The sequence below is a fragment of the Kitasatospora sp. NPDC088160 genome, assembly GCF_044741445.1.
GTDB lineage: Bacteria > Actinomycetota > Actinomycetes > Streptomycetales > Streptomycetaceae > Kitasatospora.
The window spans coordinates 139,261-152,982 of record NZ_JBIUSS010000019.1 but is presented as its reverse complement, the minus strand read 5'-3'; the positions used below and the strand labels follow the sequence as shown (position 1 = coordinate 152,982).

General features: G+C 71.7%; 14 protein-coding genes. 9 read left to right on the top strand and 5 right to left on the bottom strand.

Translation table 11 applies throughout. From position 1 onward, the window contains the following. Window position 1 precedes the first annotated feature (1 nt). On the top strand, window positions 2-295 hold the full coding sequence (locus tag ACIOGZ_RS28010; RefSeq protein WP_363622262.1) for a hypothetical protein: 294 nt from the start codon (window positions 2-4) through the stop codon (window positions 293-295). A gap of 86 nt (window positions 296-381) precedes the next feature. Here ACIOGZ_RS28010 and nadA read toward each other — a convergent pair whose 3' ends face one another. Then, window positions 382-1,566 carry a quinolinate synthase NadA gene (gene nadA / locus ACIOGZ_RS28005; RefSeq protein WP_400333622.1) on the bottom strand — a complete coding sequence of 395 codons (1,185 nt, stop codon included), beginning with the start codon at window positions 1,564-1,566 and terminating at the stop codon, window positions 382-384. 219 nt (window positions 1,567-1,785) lie between these two features. Between nadA and ACIOGZ_RS28000 the strand changes: the two genes are divergently transcribed. From ACIOGZ_RS28000 to ACIOGZ_RS27990, 3 genes are all read left to right on the top strand, one after another. Continuing rightward, window positions 1,786-2,709: an NADP-dependent oxidoreductase gene (locus ACIOGZ_RS28000; protein WP_363580966.1), complete on the top strand. Its 924-nt coding sequence runs from the start codon at window positions 1,786-1,788 to the stop codon at window positions 2,707-2,709. A gap of 215 nt (window positions 2,710-2,924) precedes the next feature. Further along, window positions 2,925-3,389 carry an Lrp/AsnC family transcriptional regulator gene (locus ACIOGZ_RS27995; protein ID WP_363580968.1) on the top strand — a complete coding sequence of 155 codons (465 nt, stop codon included), beginning with the start codon at window positions 2,925-2,927 and terminating at the stop codon, window positions 3,387-3,389. 219 nt (window positions 3,390-3,608) lie between these two features. Beyond that, entirely contained in the window at window positions 3,609-4,976 is a 1,368-nt protein-coding gene (locus ACIOGZ_RS27990) for a pyridoxal-dependent decarboxylase (RefSeq protein WP_244293334.1), read from the top strand. A gap of 91 nt (window positions 4,977-5,067) precedes the next feature. Here the strand turns inward: ACIOGZ_RS27990 and ACIOGZ_RS27985 are convergent, their stop codons facing one another. Further along, window positions 5,068-5,928: a GNAT family N-acetyltransferase gene (locus tag ACIOGZ_RS27985; RefSeq protein ID WP_363622255.1), complete on the bottom strand. Its 861-nt coding sequence runs from the start codon at window positions 5,926-5,928 to the stop codon at window positions 5,068-5,070. A gap of 246 nt (window positions 5,929-6,174) precedes the next feature. Between ACIOGZ_RS27985 and erpA the strand changes: the two genes are divergently transcribed. Further along, window positions 6,175-6,528 (top strand): iron-sulfur cluster insertion protein ErpA, encoded by a 354-nt coding sequence (gene erpA / locus ACIOGZ_RS27980; protein ID WP_030391519.1) that lies wholly within the window; start codon window positions 6,175-6,177, stop codon window positions 6,526-6,528. Between the two features lie 94 nt (window positions 6,529-6,622). Here erpA and ACIOGZ_RS27975 read toward each other — a convergent pair whose 3' ends face one another. Both ACIOGZ_RS27975 and ACIOGZ_RS27970 read right to left on the bottom strand, forming a co-directional pair. Next, window positions 6,623-7,321 (bottom strand): hypothetical protein, encoded by a 699-nt coding sequence (locus tag ACIOGZ_RS27975; RefSeq protein WP_400987842.1) that lies wholly within the window; start codon window positions 7,319-7,321, stop codon window positions 6,623-6,625. Between the two features lie 124 nt (window positions 7,322-7,445). Beyond that, entirely contained in the window at window positions 7,446-7,655 is a 210-nt protein-coding gene (locus tag ACIOGZ_RS27970) for a hypothetical protein (protein ID WP_350886337.1), read from the bottom strand. Window positions 7,656-7,935: 280 nt separating this feature from the next. On the opposite strand from ACIOGZ_RS27970, the gene ACIOGZ_RS27965 reads away from it, so the two are divergent. Then, window positions 7,936-8,913, top strand: coding sequence for a carbohydrate kinase family protein (locus ACIOGZ_RS27965; protein ID WP_363622249.1), 978 nt, complete (start codon window positions 7,936-7,938; stop codon window positions 8,911-8,913). Here the strand turns inward: ACIOGZ_RS27965 and ACIOGZ_RS27960 are convergent. Further along, window positions 8,906-10,306 carry a cysteine desulfurase/sulfurtransferase TusA family protein gene (locus tag ACIOGZ_RS27960; protein ID WP_400805611.1) on the bottom strand — a complete coding sequence of 467 codons (1,401 nt, stop codon included), beginning with the start codon at window positions 10,304-10,306 and terminating at the stop codon, window positions 8,906-8,908. The genes ACIOGZ_RS27965 and ACIOGZ_RS27960 overlap by 8 nt on opposite strands. A 368-nt stretch (window positions 10,307-10,674) precedes the next feature. Here ACIOGZ_RS27960 and coxB point away from each other — a divergent pair, with 368 nt between their 5' ends. From coxB to ACIOGZ_RS27945, 3 genes are read left to right on the top strand one after another with little or no spacing between them, the layout of a single operon-like run. Further along, window positions 10,675-11,529, top strand: a complete 855-nt coding sequence (gene coxB / locus ACIOGZ_RS27955) for a cytochrome c oxidase subunit II (protein ID WP_363583012.1) — start codon at window positions 10,675-10,677, stop codon at window positions 11,527-11,529. Further along, window positions 11,526-13,301, top strand: coding sequence for a cytochrome c oxidase subunit I (ctaD, locus tag ACIOGZ_RS27950; RefSeq protein WP_063347291.1), 1,776 nt, complete (start codon window positions 11,526-11,528; stop codon window positions 13,299-13,301). Before coxB ends, ctaD begins: the two co-directional genes overlap by 4 nt. Continuing rightward, window positions 13,301-13,717: a cytochrome c oxidase subunit 4 gene (locus ACIOGZ_RS27945; protein WP_063347290.1), complete on the top strand. Its 417-nt coding sequence runs from the start codon at window positions 13,301-13,303 to the stop codon at window positions 13,715-13,717. Before ctaD ends, ACIOGZ_RS27945 begins: the two co-directional genes overlap by 1 nt. Window positions 13,718-13,722 lie beyond the last annotated feature (5 nt).

Here is a 13,722-nt window from a genome sequence, read left to right as displayed (position 1 = left end):
CATGATCATGAGGGTCATGGGTGAGGGGCAGTACGAGGTGGGCGAGTCCCACCTGAACCTGCTCAACGAGCTCGACGCCGAGCTCGTCACCGCAGTGGAGTCGGGGGACGAGGAGCACTTCCGTCGGGCCTACGGCAAGCTGCTGGACGCGGTGAAGCAGTTCGGCACTCCGGTGCCGCTGGATTCACTGGCGCCGTCCGAGCTGATCCTGCCGAGCGCCGAGGCGACGATCGACGAGGTCCGCGAGATGTTGATGGCCGACGGCGAGGGTGTGATCCCGGGCTACCCCGAGTAGCCGCCGCGGCCGGTGCCAGACGAAAGGGCGGGTCCCCTCCGGTGGGAGGGGACCCGCCCTTCGTCGTGTCCCGGCGGCCGGGCCGGCTACGGCAGGGCCAGCATCCGGTCCAGCGCCGCCTTGGCGTACTTCTCGGTCTCCGGGTCGACGGTGATCACGTTCGGCACCCGGCCCTCGACCAGCGACTCCAGCGCCCAGACGAGGTGCGGCAGGTCGATCCGGTTCATGGTGGAGCAGAAGCAGACCGTCCGGTCCAGGAAGACGATCTCCTTGTCCGGGTGGGCCTTGGCCAGGCGGCGGACCAGGTTCAGCTCGGTGCCGATGGCCCACTTGGAGCCGGGCTCGGCGGCGTCCAGCGCCTTGATGATGTACTCGGTCGAGCCCACCATGTCGGCGGCCGAGACGACCTCGTGCTTGCACTCGGGGTGCACCAGCACGGTGACGCCGGGGATCCGCTCGCGCACGTCGTTCACCGAGTCCACGCTGAACCGGCCGTGCACCGAGCAGTGGCCGCGCCACAGGATCATCTTGGCGTCCCGCAGCTGCTCGGCGGTCAGGCCGCCGTTCGGCTTGTGCGGGTTGTACAGGACGCAGTCGTCCAGCGAGAGGCCCAGATCGCGCACCGCGGTGTTGCGGCCGAGGTGCTGGTCGGGCAGGAACAGGACCTTCTGGCCCTGCTCGAAGGCCCACTCCAGGGCGCGTTCGGCGTTGGAGGAGGTGCAGATGGTGCCGCCGTGCTTGCCGGTGAAGGCCTTGATGTCGGCGGAGGAGTTCATGTACGAGACCGGGACGGTGACGTCGGCTATGCCGGCGTCGGTCAGCACGTCCCAGCACTCGGCGACCTGCTCGGCGGTGGCCATGTCGGCCATCGAGCAGCCGGCCGCGAGGTCCGGGAGGACGACCTGCTGGGCGTCGCCGGTCAGGATGTCGGCGGACTCGGCCATGAAGTGCACGCCGCAGAAGACGATGTACTCGGCCTCCGGGCGGGCCGCCGCGTCCCGCGCGAGCTTGAAGGAGTCGCCGGTGACGTCGGCGAACTCGATCACCTCGTCGCGCTGGTAGTGGTGTCCGAGGATGAAGACGCGGTCACCGAGCGCGGCCTTGGCGGCGCGGGCGCGCTCGACGAGGTTCGGGTCGGAGGCCGGGGGGAGGTCGCCGGGGCACTCGACGCCGCGCTCGCTGTTCGGGTCGGCCTCGCGGCCGAGCAGCAGCAGAGCGAGCGGCGTCGGAGTGGGGTCGACGCCGTGGGTCTCGGTGATGGTGGTGGTCACGGGCGGGTGCCCTTCTGTGCGGCCGATCAAGCCTGAAGCCTTTTCGTCTATCTGACGCTATCTATGATAACCGGTTGGTGTCAGAGTGACGATGGCCATCCTGTCGATGTGACGAGAACCGCTCGCCGAATCGGACCCTGGCGGAACCGGATGACCGTTTTGGGGTGGTCCTCGCGTGGCCGAATCGATATCCGGCCGGGCCCGGGTATGGCTGAGGCCATGAAGGCAATCGCGATCAACCGCTACGGCGGCCCCGAAGTCGTCGAGTACACCGACCTGCCCGACCCCAAGGTCGGTCCGGACTCGGTCCTGGTGCGGATGCGGGCGGCCGGGGTGAACCCGGTGGACTGGAAGATCCGGGACGGCGCCCTGGACGGCCTGCTGGACGCGCACTTCCCGCTCGTCATGGGCTGGGACCTGGCCGGCGTGGTCCGCGCCGTCGGCGGCGGCGTCACCGAGTTCGCGCCCGGCGACGAGGTCTACGGCTACGTCCGCAAGGACACCGTCGAGCACGGCACCTACGCCGAACTCGTCTCCGCCCCGGTCCGCACCCTCGCCCGCAAGCCGGCCGCACTGGACTGGGCCCAGGCCGGCGGCCTGCCGCTGGCCGGGCTCACCGCGCTGCAGAGCCTCAAGGCACTGCGGCTGCGGGCGGGGGAGACCCTGCTGGTGCACGCCGCGGCCGGTGGGGTCGGGCACCTGGCCGTCCAGATCGCCCGGGCCCTCGGAGCCCGGGTGATCGGCACCGCGGGCGAGCGCAACCACGACTACCTGCGCGGCCTCGGCGCCGAGCCGGTGCTCTACGGCGAGGGCCTGGCCGACCGGGTCCGGGCGCTCGCCCCGGGCGGGATCGACGCGGCCCTCGACCTGGTCGGCCACGGCGCCGTCCCGCTCTCGGCGAGCCTGGTGGCGGACCAGAGCCGGATCGCCTCGATCACCGACTTCGGGGTGAAGGCCCTCGGCGGCCACTACGTCTGGGTCCGCCCGGACGCCGCGGACCTCGCCGAACTGGCTGCGCTGGCCGACGACGGCCGGCTGACCGTCACCGTCGCCTCCACCTTCCCGCTCTCCCAGGCGGCCTCCGCCCAGGCGCTCAGCGCCGAGGGCCGCACCCGGGGCAAGATCGTCCTGCTGGCCGACTGACGGCGGACTGACGCCGGACTGACGGCGGACCGGCTGCCGACCGGCGGCGGACCACCGACGGACCACCGGCCGTCATCTGCCAGCGGTGAACTCGCTCCTGACATCCGCCAGAATGGTTGGCGAACCGTTTCGGCAGCCGCCCCTACCGCCCTCCGTCCGAGGGCCCGCCGCCCGAGGCCGCAACCGACCCGTACGACCCGTGGAGCCCCGCACCGATGACCAGCAGCCGAGCGCACGAGGTGGTCGGGACCGACCTGGACGAGACCGACCGGCTCCTGCTCGCCCGGCTCGGCCGCGACGGCCGCGCCTCGTACGCCGAGATCGGCCTCCAGGTCAACCTCTCCGCCACCGCCGTGCGCCGCCGGATCGACCGGCTGCGGGCGCGCGGCGTGGTGCGGGGCTTCACCGTGGTGCTCGACCCGTCGGTGCTCGGCTGGCAGACCGAGGCCTTCGTCGAGGTCTACTGCCGCGAGCGGACCGCCCCCGAGGAGATCCTCGCCAGCCTGCGCCAGTTCCCCGAGGTGGTCGCCGCCTGGACGGTCACCGGCGACCCGGACGCCCTGGTCCACCTGCGCGCCGCCGACATGCGGCACCTGGAGGCCGTCATCGAGCGCATCCGCCGCGAGCCCGGCGTCCAGCGCAGCCGCTCCTCGGTCGTCCTCTCCCAGCTCATCGGCTAGGGCGCGCCCTAGCCCGCCGGCCCCCGTCCGGCCCCCTCCGGCCGGTGCGCAGGAATCCTGCGCGGACCGGCCCGAAGACGCCCGAAAGCTGCCTGACCAGCCGGGTTCCGACGCGCGGCGAACCCCTCCCGCTGCCTACGCTGATCACGTCCGGTCCACGCGGTGAACCGCCCCGCCGACCGGGCATCCCCCGACACCCCACAGCCGAGAGGGACAGCCGTGTCCGCAGCCCCCGACCGCATGCACCGGCCCGACAACGAACTGGTCGACCTGGTTTTCGACTACATGCGGGACCGGCTGCAGTACGACCCCGTCCCGCTCGACCACCCCGGTGACGGCGAGCACCTGCGCGCCCAGCTGGCCGGTCTGCTGAACGCGGACGGTAACGCCCCCGCCGACGTGCTCAAGCTCTACGACCACGAGCTGTCCCGCGCGGTGATCTCCGCCGACAGCCCGCGCTACCTGTCGTTCATCCCGTGCGCCCCGACCAAGGCCGCGCTGCTCTTCGACATGGTGGTCTCCTGCGCGTCCCTGCAGGGCATCTCCTGGCTGGAGGCGGCCGGCGCGATCGCCGCCGAGAACCAGGTGCTGCGCCTGATCGCCGACCGCGCCGGCCTGCCCGCCTCGGCCGGCGGCACCTTCGTCTCCGGCGGCTCCGCGGGCAACCTCTCCGCCCTCGTCGTCGCCCGCGACACCGCCCGCCGCAAGCTTGGCGTCGGGCCGGAGGCGCGGCTGCGGATCGCCGTCGCCGACCAGGTCCACTCCTCGGTCAAGAACACCTTCAACATCATCGGCGTCGAGGCCTTCAAGGTCCCCACCGTGAACCGCCGGTTCACCGGCGAGGCGCTGCGCGCCGCGCTGGCCGCCGACCCGAACCCGGAGACCGTCATCGCGGTCGTGGGCACGGCCGGGACGACCAACGAGGGCATCGTCGACGACCTCAAGGGCCTGGCCGAGGTCGCCCGCGAGCGGGACCTCTGGTTCCACGTCGACGGCGCCTACGGCGGCGCGGGCCTGTTCGCCCCCTCGGTGCGCGAGCGCTACAACGGCATCGAGCACGCCGACTCCTTCGTCGTCGACCCGCACAAGTGGCTGTTCGCCCCCTTCGACTGCGCCGCGCTGATCTACCGCAACCCGCAGCTCGCCCGGGCCGTGCACACCCAGGACGCCTCCTACCTCGACGTCCTGCACACCGAGGGCGACGAGTGGAACCCCACCGACTACGCCTACCACCTCACCCGGCGCGCCCGCGGCCTGCCGCTGTGGTTCTCCCTCGCCGTCCACGGCACCCAGGCCTACACCGACGCCATCGAGGCCGGCCTCACGCTCGCCCGGGACACCGCCCAGCTCATCCGCGACACCGACCACCTGGAGCTGCTGTTCGACCCGCAGCTCTCGGCCGTCTGCTTCAAGCGCAAGGGCTGGACCAACGAGGACTACTACCGCTGGTCGCAACAGCTGCTCGCGGACCAGATCGGCTTCGTCACCCCCACCGGCTGGGACGGCGAGACGGTCGCCCGCTTCGCCTTCCTGCACCCGGGCACGACGATGGACATGGTCCGGGAGATCCTGGACACCATGGCCTGATCGGCCCCCGGTGACCCGTGGCCCCCGCCGGAGCAGGCAGCCGGCGGGGGGCCCGTCGTCCAGTCGTCCAGTCGTTCCGTCGTCCCGTGGTTCAGAGGAAGGCGCCGCTCGGCAGGTACGGCGCCGGCGGCCGCATCCCGCGCAGCCCGACGAAGCCCCGGCTCCGCGGGGTCAGCCCCACCTCCAGGCCGACGTCCAGCGCCCACTCCTGCTCGGCGGTCAGGAACTCCACGCGCGCCTCGACCCCGTCCGGCACCCGGGCCAGCGCCTCGCGCAGCAGCCGGGCGGCGATCCGCTTGGTGGTGGCCGCCAGCAGCTTCACCTCGCCGCCGTCCCGGTAGCAGTAGCCGCTGCCGGCCAGCGCGTCGGCGATCAGCAGTTCCTCGAAGTGGCCCAGCATCAGCTCGTGGTCCGGGCCGTGCGCGGACCCGCGCAGCCGCCGGTCCACCGAGTCCAGCAGGTGCCGGTGGACGGCGCCGCCCCGGTGCACCGGGATGTCCCCCGGGTCGAGCAGCCCGGCCCGGTCCACCCGCCCGGTCAGCCGCATCGCCGGGTGCAGGGTGAACCCGGCCAGCCGGTAGCGGCGGGCCGCCGCCGGGGACGCCGACGCGCAGACCATCCCGCGCAGGCAGCCCCGCGAGTGTGCCGCCGCCCGTTCCAGCAGCAGCCGCCCGACGCCCTTGCCCTGCGCCTGCGGCCGGACCGCGAACAGCGACGGCGCCCACAAGCCCTCCCGGCGCATCGACAGCACCGCGCCGACCGGCTCCCCGCCGCTCTCCGCCAGCCAGCAGCCCTCCGGATCGGTGCGGGCCAGATGTCTGGTCCGGGCGAGCTGCAGCGGGGTCGGTGCGGGCGCCGGACCGGGCAGGGCCGGATCGGCGAACGCGGCGAGGGAGAGCTCCTGGACGGCCTCCGCGTCGGCGGCGGTGTCCCTGACCTGGCGCAGGATCATGGCCACCATCCTGGCGTCCGCGGGCCCGGCCCGGGGCGGGTTCCCCGGATTCCGCGGCTCGGGCGGTGACCCACCCTCCCGGGTTGTGCGAGCATGGGGAGCGTAGGGGACGCGGGTGGCACACCCGGCCCACGGAAATTCCGCCACCAGCAAGCCGACGAAGACAATCGCCGTTCGGGAAATGAATCCGGACGGCCGTTGGTTGGCACTGGGGGCAAACCGTCGTCAAAGACCGGGAGAAAGCAGATGACCGTCCAGGACGAGACCACCGTCGAGAGTGGCATCCTCCTTACCGATGCCGCCGCGGCCAAGGTCAAGGGCCTGCTGGAGCAGGAGGGCCGCGACGACCTCGCACTTCGCGTCGCCGTCCAGCCCGGTGGCTGCTCCGGCCTGCGTTACCAGCTGTTCTTCGACGAGCGCTCGCTCGACGGCGACGTGCTCAAGGACTTCGACGGTGTCAAGGTCGTCACCGACCGGATGAGCGCCCCGTACCTGGGCGGCGCCACCGTCGACTTCGTCGACACCATCGAGAAGCAGGGCTTCACGATCGACAACCCGAACGCCACCGGCTCCTGCGCCTGCGGCGACTCGTTCAGCTAGGCAGCACCGCTCGACGCTCGTTCGAGCCGCGGTACGGAGGCGGCCCCGGGGATCATCCCCGGGGCCGCCTCCGCGTTCCGCACCGTTGTCGCGGCTACTGGCCGGCGACGTCCGGAGTGACCGGGTCCGGGCCCATGTGCGGATCGGCCTCCAGCGGCACGTTCTGGCCGCTCGACTGGTCGGTCACCGTCCGCCCGGCCAGCGGCGAGCGCAGATCGGCGGACACCGACTGCCGCTTGGCCAGCGCGTTGCAGACCTGCCCGGGCTGCACCGGCGCCGCCACCACGATCCTGACGTCCACCCGTCCGGGGTGCGACTCGTCCGCCTTCAGCGCGTACTTCTGGCAGACCCCGCCGAAGAAGTAGACGGTCAGCCCGTTGCTGCCGTCCACCCGGTAGGAGACCGCCGGGCGCGCCCCGGACCCGGCCGGGTCGGGCTCGCCCACCGCGATCCCGGGGCCCGGGGGAGTGCCCCCGGAACCGGCCGTCGACGGCTGCCCCGGGGCGGGCGAGGCCGCGGTGGGGGCCCACTTGGTCGGCGGCGTCTGGCCGGGCTGGTCCGACGTGGCCGACGGGCTCGCCGTCGGAGCCGGCGCGGACGGGGCGCCGGAGGACACCGGGGCCTCCGGGGAGGCGCTCGCGCCCGCCGAGGTCGTGGCCGCGCCCCCCGCCGCCGAGTCCGACGAGGTCTTGCCGTCCCCGTTGCACCCGGCCACCGTCACCACCGCCGCCAGCGCCAGGCCCGCCAGGGCCACCGCCCGCCGACCGCGCCGGGGCATCGTCTCCAGGTCCATCTGCACATCCTCCCGAGGGCTCAGCGGTGCCGCCCGCTCGGCCGCTCCGCGCGGATGTGACGTGACCCGGTCGGATCCGGTTCCACTTCGGTTCCGCCCGCCCCGGGCCGGGGCGGGCGCCGGGTCACATGCCGTACTCGGCCATCCCGGCGACCAGCCGCTGCGCGTCGGACGGCACCCGGAACCCCTCCCGGGCGGGCGCGGCCGGCTCGGGACCGGTCGCCAGCAGCGGCCAGAACCGGCGCAGCCGCCGGGACGAACTCACCAGCGCGTCGAGGCTCTCGCCGTCGGCTTCGGTCCGGAGGGCGGGCAGCGGGGCGTGGCTGGGCATCATCGGGCATCGCTCCGATCCATGGCCGTGGCCGCACTGCCACGGTCGACGACGGGGCCCGCCCGGCTCGGCGGGGCCCCTGCTGCCGACCCTAGGCCGGGGTTCGGCCCACCCACCAGTGCTACCCGGAGGTAGTACACGTTCGACGGTGACGGGTGCCACGATGGCACTGCGGGCCGGCGGATTGCGGCGGTCTTGCTGCCGCCCGCCCCAAGCCCGGTACCGTGTGTGGGTTCACCCGTGCTTGCCCGTTGGCCCCGCAGCCATCCTGAGGAGACCTCCCGTGCGTATCGCCGTCGCCGGCTCGATCGCCACCGACCATCTGATGACGTTCCCCGGTCGGTTCGCCGACCAGCTCGTCGCCGAGCAGCTGCACACCGTGTCGCTGTCCTTCCTGGTCGACACCCTGGACATCCGCCGCGGCGGAGTCGCGCCGAACATCGCGTTCGGCATGGGCGTGCTCGGGCTGCGCCCGATCCTGGTCGGCGCGGCCGGCGCGGACTTCGCCGAGTACCGCAGCTGGCTGGAGCGCAACAACGTGGACTGCAACTCCGTCCACATCTCCGAGACCCGGCACACCGCCCGCTTCATGTGCACCACGGACGAGGACCACAACCAGATCGCCTCGTTCTACACCGGCGCCATGGCGGAGGCCCGCAACATCGAGCTCAAGCCGATCGCCGACCGCGTCGGCGGCCTCGACCTCGTCCTGATCGGCGCCGACGACCCGCAGGGCATGGTCCGCCACACCCAGGAGTGCCGCACCCGCGGCTTCGCCTTCGCCGCCGACCCCTCCCAGCAGCTGGCCCGCCTGGAGGGCGACGACATCCGCGACATCGTCGACGGCGCCGCGTACCTCTTCACCAACGAGTACGAGGCCGCGCTGATCGAGAGCAAGACCGGCTGGGACGCCGAGGAGATCCTCACCCGGGTCGGCACCCGGATCACCACCCTGGGCAGCAAGGGCGTGCGGATCGAGCGCAAGGGCGAGGCGGCGATCCTGGTCGGCTGCGCCGCCGAGGAGGCGAAGGTCGACCCGACCGGCGTCGGCGACGCCTTCCGGGCCGGCTTCCTGACCGGCCTGTCCTGGCAGCTCGACCTGGAGCGCGCCGCCCAGCTCGGCTGCATGCTCGCCACCCTGGTGATCGAGACCGTCGGCACCCAGGAGTACGAGCTGCGCCCGACCGCCTTCCTGAAGCGCTTCGAGGACGCCTACGGCGCCGAGGCCGCCGCGGACATCCGCGCGCACCTGGTCAAGTAGTCCGCCGGACGACGAGGTAGGCCGAGCCCCGGTCGCCGCCGTAGTCGGCGGCCGGGGCCTCGCCCGCGTACTCCTGGCCGCGCATCCCGCACCAGGCCGGGATGTCCAGCCGGGCCGCCTCGTCGTCCGCGAGCACGGCGACCGTGCCGCCCTCCGGCACCTCGCCGATCCGCTTCGCCAGCTCGATGACCGGCAGCGGGCAGCGCTTGCCCAGCGTGTCGATCACCAGCAGGGGCCCGGCCGCCGGCTCCGGCTCCGGGGCCGACAGGTCCAGCCCGAGCGGCGCCCGGACGCCGGCGACCAGCTCCGGCAGCACGGTGAGGAAGCGTTCGACGTCGGCCTCGGCCGTCCCGGGCGGCAGCGAGACCCGGACGTTCCCCTCGGTGAGCACCCCCATCGCGGCCAGCACATGGCTCGGCGTCAGGGTGGAGGAGGTGCAGGAGGAGCCGGAGGAGACCGCGAAGCCCGCCCGGTCCAGTTCGGTGAGCAGCACTTCGCCGTCCACGTACAGGCAGGAGAAGGTGACGATGTGCGGCAGCCGCCGCACCGGGTCGCCGACCACCTCCACCTCGGGCACCAGCTGCGGCACCCGGGCCCGGATGCGTTCCACCAGCGCGTGGAGCCGGGCGTTCTCCCGCGCGGCCTCGGCCCGGACGGCCCGCAGCGAGGCGGCCGCGGCGACGATCGCCGGGACGTTGACGTAGCCGGGCACCCGCCCGCCCTCGCGTTCGTCGGCCGGCAGCGGCGAGGCGTACCGGACGCCCTTGCGCACCGCCAGCACCCCGACGCCGGGCGGCCCGCCCCACTTGTGCGCGCTGGCGGTCAGCAGCGACCAGCCGGCCGGGACGTCCACCCGCCCGACGCTCTGCGCGGCGTCGACCAGCAGCGGGACACCGGCCTCGCGGCAGTGTCCGGCGACCTCGCCGACCGGCTGGACCGTCCCCACCTCGTGGTTGGCGCTCTGCAGGACGGCCAGCGCGGTGTCCGCGCGCAGCAGCGCGGCGAACACGTCCGGGTCGACCCGCCCGGCGCGGTCCACCGGCGCCACCGAGACGGTGCCACCGCCCGCCTCCTGACGCTCGGCGACGTGCAGCACGCTGGAGTGCTCGACCGCCGAGTGCACCAGGTGGCCGCCGCGCCGCCGGTGGCCGGCCAGCGCGCCCAGCATGCCCAGGTGCACCGCCTGCGTCCCGCTCGCGGTGAAGGCGATCTCGTCCGCCCGGGCTCCCAGGGCCTCGGCCACCGTCTCGCGGGCGGCGTCCAGCAGCATCCGGGCCTGCCGGCCGGAGCGGTACAGCCGGGCCGGATCGGCCCAGCCCTCGTCCAGGGCGGCGGTCAGCGCCTGTCGTGCGACGGGGTGCAGAGGGGCCGTCGAGGCCGCATCGAAGTACACGGTCACATTTAACGACACACCCGGAGGCTTTCCGGTCCGACGACGTCGCTTACCGGCCGTCAGTCGATCACCCCGAATGTCCGCTTCGTCCGCGTCCGACGGACCGTCACCCGCGTGGTTCGAGGTCATCCCCCGATCGGGCGTAAGGACCTCGAATGCCTACGATGACCTGCGGCGCAGCCCCTGCCGGGCCTGATCGGGCGACCGGGCGGCGCGTTACCGGGGGCTGCCCGTCAGGAGCGCATAAGGCTGGAGTAGGGTTTGGCCCGCATAAGCATTCAAACCGTGCCCGTGGACGGGTCGCCGGGGAGGCTCACAATCCTCCGCGGGGCGACGCGAAGGCGGGCGAGACTTCGGGAAGGCGCTACGTGAGTCCCAACGGCTCCGACCGCTCGCCGCGGCGCACGATGCGGCGGAAGCTGCCTCAGGCGCTGGCACTGGGCCTCGTCATCGCGACCGCCACCGGCTGCTCGGCCAACGACCTCCCCAGGCTTGGCCTCCCGAGCCCCGTCACCAAGGAAGGGCCGATGGTCCTCCAGATGTGGCAGGGCTCCTGGATCGCGGCTCTGGTGGTCGGCGTACTGATGTGGGGTCTGATCATCTGGAGCGTGATCTTCCACCGGCGCAGCCGCACCGGCGTGGAGGTCCCCCCGCAGACCCGGTACAACGTGCCCATCGAGGCGCTCTACACCGCGGTCCCCATCATCATCGTGTCGGTGCTCTTCTACTTCGTCGCCCGCGACGAGTCGAAGCTGATCGCCGTCTCCGAGAAGCCGCAGCACACGGTCAACGTGGTCGGCTTCCAGTGGAGCTGGGCGTTCAACTACGAGAACACCGAGAACCCCGACCCGGCCAACAAGGATGCCGCGTACGACGTCGGTACGCCCAAGGAGGTTCCGACCCTCTGGCTGCCGGTCGACGAGTCGGTGCAGTTCCGGCTGACCTCGCGTGACGTCATCCACGACTTCTGGCCCGTCAACTTCATGATGAAGATGGACGTCGTGCCGGGCGTGGTGAACAGGTTCGAGGTCACCCCCACCGTCAAGGGCGAGTACATGGGCAAGTGCGCGGAGCTCTGCGGCACCGACCACTCGCGCATGCTGTTCAACGTCAAGGTCGTCGACCGCGCCGACTACGACAAGCACCTGGCGGACCTCCGGGCCAAGGGCCAGACCGGCGCGTTGCCCTCCGGCATCACGACCATGGGAAGTGAAGAGAAGTGACCATCCTCAACGAGCCCGCCGCGGCCGGCGGGGGCGCCGGGGCCGTCACGGTCGGGGCGCAGCGGACCCGCAAGCCGGGTTCGACCATCATCAAGTGGCTGACCACCACCGACCACAAGACGATCGGCACCCTGTACCTGGGCACGTCGTTCGCCTTCTTCCTGATCGGCGGCATCCTCGCGCTGGTCATGCGCGCCGAGCTGGCTCGTCCCGGGACCCAGATCCTGTCGAACGAGCAGTTCAACCAGGCGTTCACGATGCACGGCACGATCATGCTGCTGATGTTCGCGACGCCGCTGTTCGCCGGCTTCGCGAACTGGATCATGCCGCTCCAGATCGGCGCCCCGGACGTGGCGTTCCCGCGTCTGAACATGTTCGCGTACTGGCTGTACCTCTTCGGTTCGACCATCGCGGTGGCGGGCTTCCTGACCCCGAACGGCGCGGCCAACTTCGGCTGGTTCGCCTACTCCCCGCTGTCGGACGCGGTCCGTTCGCCGGGCGTCGGCGCCGACATGTGGATCATGGGTCTGGCCTTCTCCGGCTTCGGCACGATCCTCGGTGCGGTCAACTTCATCACCACGATCATCTGCATGCGCGCCCCCGGCATGACGATGTTCCGGATGTCGATCTTCGTCTGGAACGTCCTGCTGACCGCCGTGCTGGTCCTGCTGGCCTTCCCGGTCCTGGCCGCCGCGCTGTTCGCCCTGGAGGCGGACCGTAAATTCGGGGCCCACGTATTCGATCCCGCCAACGGCGGGGCGATGCTGTGGCAACACCTGTTCTGGTTCTTCGGCCACCCCGAGGTGTACATCATCGCGCTGCCGTTCTTCGGCATCGTGTCGGAGATCATCCCGGTCTTCAGCCGCAAGCCGATGTTCGGCTACTCCGGCCTGATCGCGGCCACCATCGCGATCGCCGGTCTGTCGGTGACGGTGTGGGCGCACCACATGTACGTCACCGGGCAGGTGCTGCTGCCGTTCTTCTCCTTCATGACCTTCCTGATCGCGGTCCCGACCGGTGTGAAGTTCTTCAACTGGGTCGGCACCATGTGGAAGGGCTCGCTGAGCTTCGAGACGCCGATGCTCTGGACGGTCGGCTTCCTGGTCACCTTCCTCTTCGGTGGTCTGACCGGTGTGCTGCTGGCCTCCCCGCCGATCGACTTCCACGTCTCGGACTCGTACTTCGTCGTCGCCCACTTCCACTACGTGGTCTTCGGCACCGTCGTCTTCGCGATGTTCGCCGGCTTCCACTTCTGGTGGCCGAAGATGACCGGCAAGATGCTGGACGAGCGCCTCGGCAAGATCACCTTCTGGACGCTGTTCTTCGGCTTCCACACCACCTTCCTGGTCCAGCACTGGCTCGGCGCGGAGGGCATGCCCCGCCGCTACGCCGACTACCTGGCCTCGGACGGCTTCACCACGCTGAACACCGTCTCGACCATCGGGTCGTTCGTGCTCGGCGCCTCGATGCTGCCGTTCCTCTACAACGTGTGGAAGACGGCCAAGTACGGCGAGAAGGTCGAGGTCGACGACCCGTGGGGTTACGGCCGTTCGCTGGAGTGGGCGACCTCCTGCCCGCCGCCGCGGCACAACTTCCTCACCCTGCCCCGGATCCGCTCCGAATCCCCGGCCTTCGACCTCCACCACCCGGAGATCGCCGCGCTGGACTACCTGGAGAACCACGGTGAGCCGGCCAAGCACCTCGCCGGCGTGACCCCGGCGAAGTACGACGCCCCGAAGCTGGACAAGGGCAAGAAGGAGGGCGACGTCTGATGAAGGAACAGGGAAAGATCTTCCTCGGCCTGGCCGTCTTCGTCCTCGCGATGGCCGTCACCTACGGCCTGTGGACCAACCACTCGGAGCACGGGATCGAGGCGGCCGGCACCACGGCGCTGTTCCTCGCCTTCGCGCTCTGCGCCTTCATCGGGTACTACCTCGCCTTCACCGCCCGCCGGGTGGACAGCGGCGCGGGGGACAACCCCGAGGCCGAGGTGGCGGACGACGCCGGCGAGCTGGGCTTCTTCGCCCCGCACAGCTGGCAGCCGCTCTCCCTGGCGATCGGCGGTTCGCTGGCGTTCCTCGGAGTGATCTTCGGCTGGTGGCTGCTGTTCTGGTCGATCCCGATCATCCTGATCGGCCTCTTCGGCTGGGTCTTCGAGTTCTACCGGGGCGAGAACCAGAACCAGTAGGTTCC

Coding starts and splice junctions, on each gene's coding strand:
- ACIOGZ_RS28010 (WP_363622262.1), top strand. CDS start 2: ATGATCATGAGGGTCATGGGTGAGGGGCAGTACGAGGTGGGCGAGTCC.
- ACIOGZ_RS28000 (WP_363580966.1), top strand. CDS start 1,786: ATGAAGGCAATCGCGATCAACCGCTACGGCGGCCCCGAAGTCGTCGAG.
- ACIOGZ_RS27995 (WP_363580968.1), top strand. CDS start 2,925: ATGACCAGCAGCCGAGCGCACGAGGTGGTCGGGACCGACCTGGACGAG.
- ACIOGZ_RS27985 (WP_363622255.1), bottom strand. CDS start 5,928: ATGATCCTGCGCCAGGTCAGGGACACCGCCGCCGACGCGGAGGCCGTC.
- erpA (WP_030391519.1), top strand. CDS start 6,175: ATGACCGTCCAGGACGAGACCACCGTCGAGAGTGGCATCCTCCTTACC.
- ACIOGZ_RS27975 (WP_400987842.1), bottom strand. CDS start 7,321: ATGGACCTGGAGACGATGCCCCGGCGCGGTCGGCGGGCGGTGGCCCTG.
- ACIOGZ_RS27970 (WP_350886337.1), bottom strand. CDS start 7,655: ATGATGCCCAGCCACGCCCCGCTGCCCGCCCTCCGGACCGAAGCCGAC.
- ACIOGZ_RS27945 (WP_063347290.1), top strand. CDS start 13,301: ATGAAGGAACAGGGAAAGATCTTCCTCGGCCTGGCCGTCTTCGTCCTC.